This is a genomic window from Streptomyces sp. NPDC059957 (assembly GCF_042730015.1).
GTDB lineage: Bacteria > Actinomycetota > Actinomycetes > Streptomycetales > Streptomycetaceae > Streptomyces.
The window spans coordinates 20,094-33,783 of sequence record NZ_JBHWMB010000009.1; the positions used below are offsets into that span (position 1 = coordinate 20,094).

At 70.3% G+C, this 13,690-nt stretch carries 13 protein-coding genes; 6 read left to right on the forward strand and 7 right to left on the reverse strand.

Going from position 1 to position 13,690, the window contains the following annotated elements; genetic code table 11:
* Window positions 1-82: 82 nt before the first annotated feature.
* Together fabI and fabG are read right to left on the reverse strand one after the other, a co-directional pair.
* The gene (gene fabI, locus ACFWBW_RS08475; protein ID WP_385369654.1) at window positions 83-856 is read right to left on the reverse strand and encodes an enoyl-ACP reductase FabI; all 774 of its coding nucleotides are present in this window, start codon (window positions 854-856) and stop codon (window positions 83-85) included.
* A 5-nt stretch (window positions 857-861) separates the two neighbouring features.
* On the reverse strand, window positions 862-1,581 hold the full coding sequence (gene fabG, locus ACFWBW_RS08480) for a 3-oxoacyl-[acyl-carrier-protein] reductase (protein ID WP_385369656.1): 720 nt from the start codon (window positions 1,579-1,581) through the stop codon (window positions 862-864).
* Window positions 1,582-1,727: 146 nt separating this feature from the next.
* Here fabG and ACFWBW_RS08485 point away from each other — a divergent pair, with 146 nt between their 5' ends.
* From ACFWBW_RS08485 to tyrS, 3 genes are all read left to right on the forward strand, one after another.
* A complete protein-coding gene (locus ACFWBW_RS08485; RefSeq protein ID WP_385369658.1) occupies window positions 1,728-3,290 on the forward strand; it encodes a TldD/PmbA family protein in 1,563 nt (520 codons plus the stop codon).
* The gene (locus ACFWBW_RS08490) at window positions 3,287-4,687 is read left to right on the forward strand and encodes a metallopeptidase TldD-related protein (protein WP_385369659.1); all 1,401 of its coding nucleotides are present in this window, start codon (window positions 3,287-3,289) and stop codon (window positions 4,685-4,687) included. The genes ACFWBW_RS08485 and ACFWBW_RS08490 overlap by 4 nt, the downstream gene beginning before the upstream one ends.
* A gap of 121 nt (window positions 4,688-4,808) precedes the next feature.
* A complete protein-coding gene (tyrS, locus tag ACFWBW_RS08495; RefSeq protein ID WP_385369661.1) occupies window positions 4,809-6,074 on the forward strand; it encodes a tyrosine--tRNA ligase in 1,266 nt (421 codons plus the stop codon).
* Window positions 6,075-6,270: 196 nt separating this feature from the next.
* On the opposite strand, the gene ACFWBW_RS08500 is transcribed toward tyrS, so the two are convergent.
* Entirely contained in the window at window positions 6,271-6,549 is a 279-nt protein-coding gene (locus ACFWBW_RS08500) for a GlsB/YeaQ/YmgE family stress response membrane protein (RefSeq protein ID WP_385369663.1), read from the reverse strand.
* 178 nt (window positions 6,550-6,727) lie between these two features.
* Between ACFWBW_RS08500 and ACFWBW_RS08505 the strand changes: the two genes are divergently transcribed.
* Complete coding sequence (locus tag ACFWBW_RS08505) at window positions 6,728-7,060, forward strand: DUF3099 domain-containing protein (RefSeq protein ID WP_375954655.1); 333 nt, start codon at window positions 6,728-6,730, stop codon at window positions 7,058-7,060.
* Window positions 7,061-7,196: 136 nt separating this feature from the next.
* Window positions 7,197-7,457, forward strand: coding sequence for a hypothetical protein (locus ACFWBW_RS08510; RefSeq protein ID WP_385369665.1), 261 nt, complete (start codon window positions 7,197-7,199; stop codon window positions 7,455-7,457).
* A 72-nt stretch (window positions 7,458-7,529) separates the two neighbouring features.
* Here ACFWBW_RS08510 and moaA read toward each other — a convergent pair whose 3' ends face one another.
* The 3 genes from moaA to ACFWBW_RS08525 all read right to left on the reverse strand — a co-directional run bounded on the left by moaA (window position 7,530) and on the right by ACFWBW_RS08525 (window position 10,733).
* Entirely contained in the window at window positions 7,530-8,519 is a 990-nt protein-coding gene (gene moaA, locus ACFWBW_RS08515) for a GTP 3',8-cyclase MoaA (RefSeq protein WP_385369667.1), read from the reverse strand.
* 196 nt (window positions 8,520-8,715) lie between these two features.
* Window positions 8,716-10,371 carry a cation acetate symporter gene (locus ACFWBW_RS08520; protein ID WP_385369669.1) on the reverse strand — a complete coding sequence of 552 codons (1,656 nt, stop codon included), beginning with the start codon at window positions 10,369-10,371 and terminating at the stop codon, window positions 8,716-8,718.
* Window positions 10,368-10,733 carry a DUF485 domain-containing protein gene (locus tag ACFWBW_RS08525; RefSeq protein ID WP_385369670.1) on the reverse strand — a complete coding sequence of 122 codons (366 nt, stop codon included), beginning with the start codon at window positions 10,731-10,733 and terminating at the stop codon, window positions 10,368-10,370. The genes ACFWBW_RS08520 and ACFWBW_RS08525 overlap by 4 nt, the downstream gene beginning before the upstream one ends.
* Before the next feature lie 255 nt (window positions 10,734-10,988).
* Between ACFWBW_RS08525 and ACFWBW_RS08530 the strand changes: the two genes are divergently transcribed.
* The gene (locus ACFWBW_RS08530; protein WP_385369672.1) at window positions 10,989-12,533 is read left to right on the forward strand and encodes a S8 family serine peptidase; all 1,545 of its coding nucleotides are present in this window, start codon (window positions 10,989-10,991) and stop codon (window positions 12,531-12,533) included.
* Between the two features lie 112 nt (window positions 12,534-12,645).
* Here ACFWBW_RS08530 and ACFWBW_RS08535 read toward each other — a convergent pair whose 3' ends face one another.
* Window positions 12,646-13,689, reverse strand: a complete 1,044-nt coding sequence (locus ACFWBW_RS08535) for a zinc-dependent alcohol dehydrogenase family protein (RefSeq protein ID WP_385369674.1) — start codon at window positions 13,687-13,689, stop codon at window positions 12,646-12,648.
* Between the last annotated feature and the right edge of the window lies 1 nt (window position 13,690).

The following is a 13,690-nucleotide window of genomic DNA, read 5'->3' on the forward strand; positions in this document are numbered from 1 at the left end:
CTTTCCCCCCCCCCCCCCCCCCCCCGGGAAGCCCCCCCCCCCCCGCCGCCGTACGGATGGAACGGGGTCCGGACCGGGGAGGTCAGGCACCCATCGCGTGCAGACCGCCGTCGACGTGGATGATCTCGCCGGTGGTGCTGGGGAACCAGTCCGACAGCAGCGCGACGACGCCCTTGGCGGCCGGCTCCGGGTTCGACATGTCCCACTCCATCGGGGAGCGGTGGTTCCAGACGTCCGCCAGGTCGGAGAAGCCCGGGATGGACTTCGCGGCCATCGAGCCGAGCGGACCCGCCGAGATCAGGTTGCAGCGGATCTTCTCCTTGCCCAGGTCGCGGGCGAGGTAGCGGCTGGTGGCCTCCAGCGCGGCCTTGGCCGGGCCCATCCAGTCGTACTGCGGCCACGCGTACTGCGCGTCGAAGGTGAGGCCGACGACCGAGGCGCCCTCGTTCTCCGGGAAGAGCGGCTTGCAGGCCATGGTCAGCGACTTCAGCGAGAACGCCGAGACGTGCATGGCGGTGGCGACCGACTCGAAGGGGGTGTTCAGGAAGTTGCCGCCGAGCGCGTCCTGCGGCGCGAAGCCGATGGAGTGGACGACGCCGTCGAGGCCGCCGAGCTCCGCGCGGACGAGCTCCTCCACGCGGGCCAGGTGCTCGTCGTTGGTGACGTCGAGCTCGATCACCTTGACCGGCTTGGGCAGCTTCTTGGCGATGCGCTCGGTCAGCGTCGGCCGCGGGAACGCGGTGAGGATGACCTCGGCGCCCTGCTCCTGGGCCAGCTTGGCGACGTGGAAGGCGATGGAGGACTCCATCAGCACCCCGGAGACGAGGAGGCGCTTGCCGTCGAGAATTCCGCTCATGGTGATCAGTGACCCATGCCCAATCCGCCGTCAACGGGAATGACGGCACCAGTGATGTACGCGGCGTTGTCGGACGCCAGGAAGCTGACGGCGGCCGCGATCTCCTCGGGCTGCGCGTAGCGGCCCAGGGGCACCTGGCCGACGATGCCGGCCCGCTGCTCGTCGTTGAGCACCTTCGTCATGTCGGTGTCCACGAAGCCGGGCGCGACGACGTTGAAGGTGATGTTGCGGGAGCCCAGCTCGCGGGCGAGGGAACGGGCGAAGCCGACCAGCGCCGCCTTGGAGGCGGCGTAGTTGGCCTGGCCGGCCGAGCCGAGGAGGCCGACGACCGAGGAGATCAGGACCACGCGGCCCTTCTTGGCGCGGAGCATGCCGCGGTTCGCGCGCTTGACCACCCGGAAGGTGCCGGTGAGGTTGGTGTCGACGACCGAGGCGAAATCCTCCTCGGACATGCGCATCAGCAGCGTGTCCTTGGTGATGCCCGCATTGGCCACGAGGACCTCGACCGCGCCGTGGGCGTCCTCGACCTGCTTGTACGCGAGGTCGACCTGGTCGGAGTCGGTGATGTCGCAGCGGACCGCCAGCACGCCCAGGGCCGTGAGCTCTGCCGGGGGCTCGCCCGACCGGTACGTGATCGCGACCTTGTCCCCCGCTTCCGCGAAGGCTCGGGCGATGGCGAGGCCGATGCCCCGGTTACCTCCGGTGACGAGAACCGAGCGGCTCAACGGATCACCCTTTCGACTAGCGGTCTGAATACCAAAAACCTATAGGTCAAGTACCCCTTCCGGAGAATCGAGCTCCGACAGGGCCTCGGTACGGGCTCTGTCGAGTCCCTACAGAAAGATGTAGGCACGGCAAGCCCCGACGCGACATGATCGTGCCTGCTGTCCAGACCCCCGGGAGGACCTCCGTGCCCCATTCCATCGACGCGGCCTTCACCGCGCTGCCCTTGCGGGCGCTGGCCGACGCGGCGCTCGCGCGGGCCCGCGCGCTGGGCGCCGATCATGCCGATTTCCGCCTGGAACGGATCCGCAGCGCCTCTTGGCGACTCCGCGACGCCAAGCCCTCCGGCGGGTCCGACACCACCGACCTCGGCTTCGCGGTCCGCGTGGTGCACGGGGGCAGCTGGGGGTTCGCCTCCGGTGTGGACCTGACCATGGACGCCGCCGCCAAGGTGGCCTCGCAGGCCGTGGCCATGGCGAAGCTCTCCGCCCAGATCATCAAGGCGGCCGGATCGGACGAGCGGGTCGAGCTCGCCGCCGAGCCGGTGCACGCCGACAAGACCTGGATCTCCGCCTACGACGTGAACCCCTTCGAGGTGCCCGACACGGAGAAGGCCGCGCTGCTCGCCGACTTCAGCGCGCGCCTCCTGGCGGCCGACGGGGTGGCCCACGTGGACGCCTCGCTGCTCGCGGTCCACGAGAACAAGTTCTACGCCGACACCGCCGGCACCTCCACCACCCAGCAGCGGGTCCGCATCCACCCGCAGCTGACCGCCGTCGCCGTGAACGCCGACACCGGCGAGTTCGACTCGATGCGCACCATCGCCCCGCCGGCCGGGCGCGGCTGGGAGTACCTGACGGGCACCGGGTGGGACTGGAACGCCGAGCTGGAGGCGATCCCCGGGCTGCTCGCCGAGAAGATGCGGGCGCCGAGCGTCGAGGCCGGGCGCTACGACCTGGTCGTGGACCCGTCCAACCTGTGGCTCACCATCCACGAGTCGATCGGCCACGCCACCGAGCTGGACCGGGCGCTGGGCTACGAGGCTGCGTACGCCGGGACCTCCTTCGCCACCTTCGACCAGCTGGGCAAGCTCGCCTACGGGTCCCCGATCATGAACGTGACGGGCGACCGGACGGCCGAGCACGGGCTGGCCACCATCGGGTACGACGACGAGGGCGTCGAGGCCCAGAGCTGGGACCTGGTCAAGGACGGCACCCTGGCCGGCTACCAGACGGACCGGCGCATCGCGAAGCTGACCGGCCTCGGCCGCTCCAACGGCTGCGCGTACGCCGACTCCCCCGGGCACGTGCCCGTCCAGCGCATGGCGAACGTCTCGCTCCAGCCGGATCCGGGCGGGCTCTCCACCGAGGACCTGATCGGCGGGGTGGAACGCGGGATCTACGTGGTCGGCGACCGCTCCTGGTCCATCGACATGCAGCGCTACAACTTCCAGTTCACCGGGCAGCGCTTCTTCCGCATCGAGAACGGGAAGCTCGCCGGACAGCTCCGCGACGTCGCCTACCAGGCCACGACCACGGAGTTCTGGGGCTCGATGGAGAAGGTCGGCGGTCCGCAGACCTACGTCCTGGGCGGCGCCTTCAACTGCGGCAAGGCCCAGCCGGGCCAGGTCGCGGCGGTCTCGCACGGCTGCCCGTCCGCGCTGTTCCGCGACGTGAACATCTTGAACACCACGCAGGAGGCCGGACGATGACCTCGTCGAGTCGCACCACCAAGCCCCACGAGATCGTCGAGCGGGCGCTGGAGCTGTCCACCGCGGACGGCTGCGTCGTCATCGCCGACGAGGAGTCGAGCGCGAACCTGCGCTGGGCGGGCAACGCCCTGACCACCAACGGGGTCACCCGCGGGCGGACCCTCACGGTCATCGCCACCGTCGACGGCAAGGAGGGCACGGCCTCGGGGGTCGTCTCGCGCTCCGCCGTCACGGCCGCGGAGCTGGAGCCGCTGGTCCGGGCCGCCGAGGCGGCCGCCCGCGGCGCCGGACCGGCGGAGGACGCACGGCCGCTGGTCACCGGCACCCCGTCCTCGCCCGACTTCGCCGACGCCCCGGCCGAGACCTCCTCGGCGGTGTTCGCGGACTTCGCCCCGGCCCTCGGCGAGGCCTTCGCCCGGGCCCGCGCGGGCGGCCGCGAGCTGTACGGCTTCGCCAACCACGAGCTGGTGTCCACGTACGTGGGCACCTCTACGGGGCTGCGCCTGCGCCACGACCAGCCCAACGGCACCCTGGAGCTCAACGCCAAGTCCCCGGACCGCCAGCGCTCGGCCTGGGCCGGCCGCGCGACCCGGGACTTCAAGGACGTGGACCCGACCGTGCTGGACGCGGAGCTGGCCGTGCGCCTCGGCTGGGCGGAGCGGAAGATCGACCTTCCGGCCGGGCGGTACGAGACGCTGCTGCCGCCCACGGCCGTGGCCGACCTGGTGATCTACCAGATGTGGTCGGCGGCGGCCCGGGACGCGGTGGAGGGCCGGACGGTCTTCTCCAAGCCCGGCGGCGGCACCCGGCTCGGCGAGCGGCTCTCCCCGCTGCCGCTGAACCTGCGCAGCGATCCGAACGCACCGGGCCTGGAGTCCGCGCCGTTCGTGATCGCGCACAGCTCCGGCGACGACGCCTCCGTCTTCGACAACGGCCTGCCGGTCCCGGCGACCGAATGGATCAAGGACGGTGAGCTGGCCCGGCTGACCACGACCCGGCACACCGCGGAGCTGACCGGCCTGCCGGTCTCCCCCTCCTTCGGGAACCTGATCCTGGACGCCGGCGGTGAGAAGTCCCTGGAGGAGATGGTGGCCGCCACCGAGCGCGGGCTGCTGCTGACCTGCCTCTGGTACATCCGCGAGGTGGACCCGGCGACGCTGCTGCTCACCGGGCTGACCCGGGACGGCGTCTACCTGGTGGAGGACGGCCAGGTCGTCGGCGAGGTCAACAACTTCCGGTTCAACGAGTCCCCCGTGGACCTGCTGTCGCGGGCCTCGGAGGCCGGCCGGACCGAGAAGACCCTGCCGCGCGAATGGAACGACTGGTTCACCAGGACCGCGATGCCGGCGCTGCGGATCCCGGACTTCAACATGAGCTCGGTCAGCAAGGGAGTCTGATCAAGGGCGTCCGACCAACGGGACGGATCAACAAAGCGTGAGAGGTGCGGGGCTTCCCCGCCTAGACTGGCGGGGAATCCCTCAGCTTTCTGTTCCACCTCGTTCAAGGAGACCCAGAACCGTGACGGACATCGTCGACGAACTGAAGTGGCGCGGGCTCTTCGCCCAGTCCACCGACGAAGAAGCGCTGCGCAAGGCGTTCGCGGACGGTCCCGTCACGTTCTATTGCGGCTTCGACCCGACGGCGGCCTCGCTGCACGTGGGGCACCTGGTGCAGGTCCTCACCGTGCGCCGGCTCCAGCAGGCGGGCCACCGTCCGCTGGCGCTGGTCGGCGGGGCCACGGGTCAGATCGGCGACCCGCGCCCGACCGCCGAGCGCACCCTGAACGACCCGGAGACCGTCGCGAACTGGGTGACGCGCCTGCGCACCCAGATCGAGCCGTTCCTGTCCTTCGAGGGCGAGAACGCTGCGGTCATGGTCAACAACCTGGACTGGACGGCGGGCATGTCCGCCATCGAGTTCCTCCGGGACATCGGCAAGCACTTCCGCGTGAACAAGATGCTGACGAAGGACTCGGTCGCCAAGCGGCTGGAGTCCGACCAGGGCATCAGCTACACGGAGTTCAGCTACCAGCTGCTCCAGGGCATGGACTTCCTGGAGCTGTACCGCCGGCACGGCTGCGTGCTCCAGCAGGGCGGGTCCGACCAGTGGGGCAACCTGACGGCCGGTCTCGACCTGATCCACCGGGTGGAGCCGGACGCGCACGTCCACGCCATCGCGACCCCGCTGATGGTCAAGGCGGACGGCACCAAGTTCGGCAAGTCCGAGAGCGGCGCCGTCTGGCTCGACCCGGAGATGACCACCCCGTACGCGTTCTACCAGTTCTGGCTGAACGTGGACGACCGGGACGTCTCCACCTACATGCGCATCCTGTCCTTCCAGACCCGTGAGGAGCTGGAGGCGCTGGAGGCGCAGACCACCGAGCGGCCGCAGGCCCGTGCCGCCCAGCGGGCGCTGGCGGAGGAGCTGACCACGCTGGTGCACGGCGCGGACCAGTGCGCGGCCGTGATCGCGGCGTCCAAGGCGCTGTTCGGCCAGGGCGAGCTGGCGGACCTGGACGAGGCCACCCTGGCCGCGGCCCTGTCCGAGCTGCCGCACGCGAAGGTGGCGGAGCCGGGTCTGGTCGTCGACCTGCTGGCGGAGACCGGGCTGGTCGCGAGCAAGTCGGCCGCGCGCCGGACCGTCAAGGAGGGCGGCGCCTACGTGAACAACGCGAAGGTCGTCTCCGAGGACGCGGTCCCCGCCAAGGAGGACCTGCTGCACGGGCGCTGGCTGGTGCTCCGCCGCGGCAAGAAGAACCTGGCGGCGGTGGAGGTCACCGGCTAGGCGCCGCCTCGGCAGCACAGCGGAGGGGCCGGCCCGGACAGTGCGGGGTGGTGGCGGCCCCCCTTCGGTCGCTCCCCCCATATAGGGGGTTTACTTGTTGGGGTACCCTTTGGCCGCCAAGGGGGGGGCTCCCGCCCAGCCGGTTCTCCGAGCCCCCCCCCTCCGTCGTGCTCCGCCTCGGCGAGGGCGGGAGCCCTCAGGTCATCTGCTTCTTGCCGCCGCGCAGCGAGCTGTAGATCAGGTCGCCGAGACCGACCACCACGACGGCTCCCGCAAGCTGCAGCAGGTGCCTGATCCAGTCGACGCCCTTGGTCTCGTTGACGCCGATCCACGTGGCCACGGCGTTGCCGAGGACCGCGCCGACGATGCCGAAGATGGTGGTCAGCCAAAGGGGCTGGTGCTGCTTGCCCGGCAGGATCGCCCGGGCAATCAGTCCCAGTACAAAGCCGACGATGATCGCCCACAACCAACCCATGTCGAGCCTCCTCCTGGCGCGTTGTGCGCATGTGGGCCCAGTCTCGACCCGTCCGGCCTATTGCGCATTTCGGGCGGCTCCATTCGGGGGACACCCCCTCTGCCCGGCTCCGGGCGGGCGGCGTACCGTGGAGGCGTCCGGGCCGGGGAGTGTCCGGCGATCGATCGGGTGGTGGGTTGTGGAGCGGACGAAGCGGAACGGGTCCGAGGTCTTCCGGATCACGGGGGCGCGGATGAGCCTCGCCGAGGACGTACGGGGACGCCAGCGCCGGTACGTGATCTCGATGCTGATCAGAACCCTGTCGGTCGTCGCGACGATCGTCCTGTGGAACGTGCAGCGGCCCGTGGCCATCGTGACGCTCGTCGCGGGGGCGCTGCTGCCGTACATCGCGGTGGTCATCGCCAACGCCGGGCGCGAATCGACGCCGTCCCTGCCGTCCCACTTCGTTCCGGCGCCCGTGCGCCCCGCTCTGGGCGACGGGAACCTCAAGAAAAGCTCAGATCAATCATGAAGTTCCAGTGCACCGCACCGGGTCCTGCGTGACATACTGCCTACGCGCTCCGCATCCCCCGTCGGAGCGACGGACCGACGCCGGGCAGCTCCCCCCGTGGCTGCTCGGCGTCGCCATTCCGTCTTAGGGTTGAGCCGTGAATCCCCTAGACGCACTTCTGAACGACGCTTCCGCCGACGAGGCGCCCACCTGTTCCGCCAAGGCCTGCCGCGAGCCGGCCGTGTGGGTCCTGGCGTGGAACAACCCGAAGCTGCACACCCCCGAGCGCCGCAAGACCTGGCTGGCGTGCGAGGAGCACCGCGAGCACCTGTCCCAGTTCCTGGGGGTCCGCGGTTTCCTCAAGGACGTCGTCAAGCTCGACGAGTGGGAAGCGCCCGAGGGCTCGCAGCGGCCGTAGCCACTGCGAGCCCTCGGGGTCGCTCCGAACCGCCGGTGACGGCGGTGACGGCGGTGACGGCGGTGACGGCGGTCAGCCGCCGATCGCCGACATCGGGCGGTCGGGCTGCAGGAAGGTCGGGTCGTCGAGGCCGGACCCGGCCTTCTTGCCCCACATCGCCACCTTCCACAGGCGGGCGATCTCCTCGTCCGGGGCGCCCGAGCGCAGGGCGGCGCGCAGGTCGGACTCCTCGGTGGCGAAGAGGCACGTACGGATCTGGCCGTCGGCCGTGAGGCGCGTACGGTCGCAGGCGCCGCAGAACGGGCGGGTGACCGAGGCGATGACGCCGACGGTGGCCGGGCCGCCGTCGACGACCCAGCGCTCGGCCGGGGCGGAGCCGCGCTCCTCGGACCCTTCCTCGGTGAGCGTGAAGCGGGTGCGCAGGGATTCCAGGATGTCACCGGCGGTGATCATGCCGTCGCGCTTCCAGCCGTGCTGGGCGTCGAGGGGCATCTGCTCGATGAAGCGGAGCTCGTACTCGTTCTCCACGGCCCAGGCCAGCAGGTCGGGGGCCTCGTCGTCGTTGAGTCCGGGCATCAGGACCGCGTTGACCTTGACGGGGGTGAGGCCGGCGTCGCGGGCGGCGGCCATGCCCTCGATGACGTCCTTGTGGCGGTCGCGCCGGGTCAGGGTCTTGAAGACCTCGGGCCGCAGCGTGTCCAGGGAAACGTTCACCCGGTCCAGGCCGGCGGCCTTGAGGGCCTGCGCGGTGCGCTTGAGGCCGATGCCGTTGGTGGTCAGCGACATCTTGGGGCGGGGTTCCAGGGCCGCGCACTGCTCGACGATCCCGACGAGGCCGGGGCGCAGCAGCGGTTCGCCGCCGGTGAAGCGGACTTCCTTGATCCCGAGCTGGGTGACGGCGATGCGGATCAGCCGGACGATTTCTTCGTCGCTGAGCAGATCGGACTTGCCGAGCCACTGCAGGCCCTCCTCGGGCATGCAGTACGTACAGCGCAGATTGCACCGGTCGGTGAGCGAGACACGCAGGTCAGTGGCCACGCGGCCGTAAGTGTCGAGAAGCACTGTGAGCCCCCTCCCCTGTCCGGTTTGTAGAGGTTTGCGCCGTAGTGGATGAGAGTACGAGCGCTACTGACGAGCCTACGCGACCCCCGTGACGTATAGGGGTGCCCGAATGAACGAGACGGGGCGCGGCCGTGTCGTAGGGAAATACGACACGGCCACGCTGGGTGTTCGGAGCAATCCGGTGAGGCGCAGGCCGTCAGTGGGCGCCGGTGCCGGTGAGCGAGCGGACCTCGAGCTCGGCGAACTTCTGCGGGTCGGCCTTCTCCTTGGAGAGGACGGTTCCCAGCCATCCGAGCAGGAAGCCGAGCGGGATGGAGATGATGCCGGGGTTCTCCAGCGGGAACCAGTAGAAGTCGGCGCCCTTGAACATCGAGGTGGGCTTGCCGGAGACGACCGGCGAGAAGAGCACCAGGACGACCGAGGAGACCAGGCCGCCGTAGATGGACCACAGGGCGCCCTGGGTGGTGAAGCGCTTCCAGAAGAGGCTGTAGAGGATCGTCGGCAGGTTGGCGGAGGCGGCGACCGCGAAGGCCAGCGCGACCAGGCCGGCCACGTTGAGGTCGCGGGCCAGGGCGCCGAGACCGATGGCCACGGCTCCGATGACCACGGTGGACCAGCGGGCCGCCCGTACCTCTTCCTTCTCGGTGGCCTTGCCCTTGCGGATCACGTTGACGTAGAGGTCGTGCGCGAAGGACGAGGAGGAGGCCAGGGTCAGGCCCGCGACGACCGCGAGGATCGTGGCGAAGGCCACCGCCGAGATCACGGCGAGCAGGACCGCGCCGCCGGTGGAGCCCGAACCGCCGCCGATCTCCTGGGCGAGCAGCGGGGCCGCGGTGGTGCCGGCCTTGTTGGAGGCGATGATGTCGGCCCGGTTGAGCAGGGCCGCGGCGCCGAAGCCGAGGACGATCGTCATCAGGTAGAAGGCGCCGATGATGCCGATGGCCCAGTTCACGGACTTGCGGGCGGCCTTGGCCGTGGGGACCGTGTAGAAGCGGATCAGGATGTGCGGCAGGCCGGCGGTGCCCAGGACCAGGGCGAGGCCGAGCGAGAGGAAGTCCAGCTTCGAGAGCGAGTCCTTGCCGTACTTCAGGCCGGGCTCCAGGAACTTGACGCCCTGCCCGCTGTTGTCGGCGGCCTTGCCCAGCAGGTCCGAGACGTTGAAGTTGAACTTCCACAGCACCAGGAAGGTGATCAGCAGCGTGCCCGCGATCAGCAGCACGGCCTTGATCATCTGGACCCAGGTGGTGCCCTTCATCCCGCCGATGGTGACGTAGAGGATCATCAGGATGCCGACCAGGGAGACGATCACGACCTTGCCGAAGTCGCTGGTGATGCCGAGGAGCAGCGAGACGAGCACGCCGGCGCCGGCCATCTGGGCGAGCAGGTAGAAGATCGAGACCACGATGGTGGAGGTGCCGGCGGCGGTGCGCACGGGGCGCTGGCGCATCCGGTACGCGAGCACGTCGCCCATCGTGTAGCGGCCGGAGTTGCGCAGCGGCTCGGCGACCAGGAGCAGGGCCACCAGCCAGGCGACGAGGAAGCCGATCGAGTAGAGGAAGCCGTCGTAGCCGAAGAGCGCGATGGCCCCGGCGATGCCGAGGAAGGACGCGGCGGACATGTAGTCGCCGGAGATGGCCAGGCCGTTCTGGAATCCGGTGAACTGGCGGCCGCCCGCGTAGAAGTCGGCGGCGTCCTTGGTCTGGCGTCCGGCCCAGACCGTGATGGCCAGGGTGGCGACGACGAACAGCCCGAACAGGGTGATGATCAGCGGGCGGTGCTCGGAGGCGCCGGCAGCGGTGGTCGTTCCCGCCGTGGCCGCTCCCGCGACCGCCACGTACAGCGGCGCGCTCATTCGCCCGCCTCCATCCTTGCCTTGATGGCCGAGGCCTTGGGGTCGAGCTGGGTCGCCGCGTGGCGCGAGTACAGCCAGGCGATGAGGAAGGTCGTCGCGAACTGGCCGAGGCCCAGGACGAGGGCCACGTTGATGTTGCCGAAGAGCTTCGTCCCCATGAAGCCGCCCGCGTAGTTGGAGAGCAGGACGTAGAGCAGGTACCAGGCGATGAACGCCACGGTGAGCGGGAAGGCGAAGGAGCGGTGGGCGCGTCGCAGTTCGGCGAACTCCTCGCTCTGCTGGACGCGTACGAACTCTTCGGCCGCGGGGGTCGCCGGCGGCGTTCCCGTGCTGCCCGGGGGCGGCGCTGCTTCGGTGGTCACGGGGGACTCTCCTTGTGACGCGGGTGCGGTGGGGATGACGGACAAAACAACCTCCGTGGGGGGACGGTGGTGCCGATCCCCCTGTCAACGGCACGTCCGGCGCGTCGGGGTGGTTCAACACCTGTTTGTTTCTTCGGGAACTGATTCCTCGAACTAATGGCGCAGAGGGGAACGGAAACGCTAAGTTCGCCTGTCATGAACCCGTCCGTCGCGACCGCGCCCGGACGGCTTTTTCAAGGATGATCTGGAGAACCCATGGCTCATCTGGGATCCGGCCGCCGGCGTGCTCTCGCCGTACCGGTCGGCCTGGCGCTCACCGCCTCGCTCGCCTTCCTGCCCTCGGTCGCGGCTTCAGCCGCCCCGTTGAGCATCACGGCGGACGCGGCTGCGACCTCTACGGCCGGGACGACCGGCCCGAAGCTGTCGTACGTGGCGAACTTGAAGACCTATGCCACGGTGACGGCGGCGAAGAAGGCCATCGAGCGGGCCGGTGGAACGGTGGTGACGGCCTATGAGCAGATAGGTGTCGTCGTCGCGCACTCTCAGAACCCCGACTTCGCCAAGCAGCTGCGTGCCAACCGGGGTCTGTTCGACTCGGTCGGCGCCACCCGTACGGCCCCCCTCTCGGCGGTGCAGACCACCGACGAGGGCGCGACGCAGCAGCTGAGCGCGGCGGACGCCGCCAAGGCGGCAGCGGCGGCCCAGGAGGGTCAGGAGCCGCTGGAGTCCAACCAGTGGGACCTGCGGACGATCAAGGCCGATCAGGCTCACAAGATCAACGATGGCAGCCAGAACGTCACTGTGGGCGTCATCGACACGGGTGTCGACGACACTCACCCCGACATCGCGCCGAACTTCTCCAAGGAGCAGTCGGCCAACTGTGTCGGCGGCGTCGCGGACACCAGCGAGGGCGCCTGGCGTCCGTACGTGGACGGCAGCGACCACGGCACGCACGTGGCCGGCACCATCGCGGCCCCGCGCAACGGCCTCGGCATCAGCGGTGTCGCGCCGGGCGTCAAGGTCGCCGGCATCAAGGTGAGCGAGCCCGGCACCAGCCTCTTCTACACCGAGGCGGTCGTCTGCGGCTTCATGTTCGCCGCCGAGAAGGGGATCGAGGTGACCAACAACAGCTACTACGTCGACCCCTGGCTCTACAACTGCAAGGCCGACGACGACCAGAAGGCGCTGGTGGAGGCCATCGGCCGGGCCACCAAGTACTCCGAGCGCAAGGGCACGCTGCACGTGGCCTCGGCCGGAAACTCCAACCACGACCTGGCGGGCGACTCGATCCTCGACGACACCAGCCCGAACGACACCACCCCGGTGCCGCGCACCATCGACCCGAGCGTCTGCCTCGACCTGCCCACCCAGCTCCCGGGCGTGGTCACGGTGTCGGCGACCGGTGACAAGGGCCTGCGCTCGTACTACTCCAGCTACGGCCTCGGAGTCGTCGACGTCGCCGCCCCCGGTGGCGACAAGTGGCAGATCCCGGCCACCCCGGACGCCAACGGCCGCGTGCTGTCGACGGTTCCGGGCGGCGGCTACGGCTACAAGCAGGGCACCTCCATGGCCGCCCCGCACGTCGCCGGTGTCGCGGCGCTCCTCAAGAGCGCCCACCCGTACGCCTCGCCCGCGATCATCCAGGCGCTGCTCAAGGGCCAGGCCACCAAGGCGGCCTGCCCGTCGCAGATCTTCAACGCCGCGGGCACCCTGATCGACGCCACCACCTGCGAGAGCGGCTGGGGCCAGACGGGCTACTACGGCTACGGCGTGGTCGACGCGCTGAAGGCCGTCAAGTAACCGGCTGGATCCTCCGGCACGCTGACACGCTGAAAACGCCGGCACCCTGAAACACCGAAGGGCCGGGCGGGGAACATCCCGCCCGGCCCTTCCGTGCGTCGAGGCCCTGCCGTCAGGGCTTGATCATGACCTTCAGCGCGCTGCGGTCGTCCATCGCCCGGTAGCCCTCCGGGACCTCGTCCAGGGTGACGGCCCGGTCGAAGACCGGCGACGGGTCGATCGCCCCGCTGAGCACGTCCGCGAGCAGCTCGGGGATGTACGCCCGGACCGGCGCGACCCCGCCGCGCAGGGTGAGGTTGCGGTCGAACATGACCCCGAGGTCGAGGCCGGTGCCGCTGCCGTGCGGGACGCCGACGTAGCCGATGGCTCCGCCGTCGCGGGCGATGTTCACGGCGGTGCGCATGGACATCTCGGTGCCGACCGCCTCGATGACCGAGTGGGCGCCCTGGCCGCCGGTGAGTTCGCGCACGGCCGCCTCGGCGGCCTCGCCGCGCTCGGCGACCACGTCGGTGGCCCCGAAGAGCTTGGCGATGTCCGTACGGACGGCGTGCCGGCCCAGTGCGATGATCCGCTCGGCGCCCAGGCGCTTGGCCGCGAGGACCCCGCACAGGCCGACCGCGCCGTCGCCGACGACGGCGACCGTGGAGCCCTTGCGGACCCCCGCGCCGAGCGCGGCGTGGTGGCCGGTCCCCATGACGTCGGACAGCGCGAGCAGCGCGGTCAGCAGGTGGTCGTCGGATGCGGCGTCGGCGGGCAGCTTCACGAGCGTGCCGTCGGCGTGCGGGACGCGGACGGCCTCGCCCTGGCCGCCGTCGTGGCCGACCGAGCCCCAGAAGCCGCCGTGCTCGCAGGAGGTGTAGAGGCCCTCGGTGCAGTAGGCGCAGGTGCCGTCGGACCACATGAAGGGGGCGACGACGAGGTCTCCGGCGCGCAGGTCCGAGACGGCGGAGCCGGTCTCCTCGACGACGCCGAGGAACTCGTGGCCGATCCGCTGGCCCGGCCGGCGCTTGGCCTCGCCGCGGTAGGCCCAGAGGTCGCTGCCGCAGATGCAGGCACGCAGGACGCGGACGACGGCGTCCTCGGGGCGCTGGATCGCAGCGTCGGGCACCTCCTCCACGCGGATGTCGTGCGGGGCGTGGATGACGGTGGCGCGCATG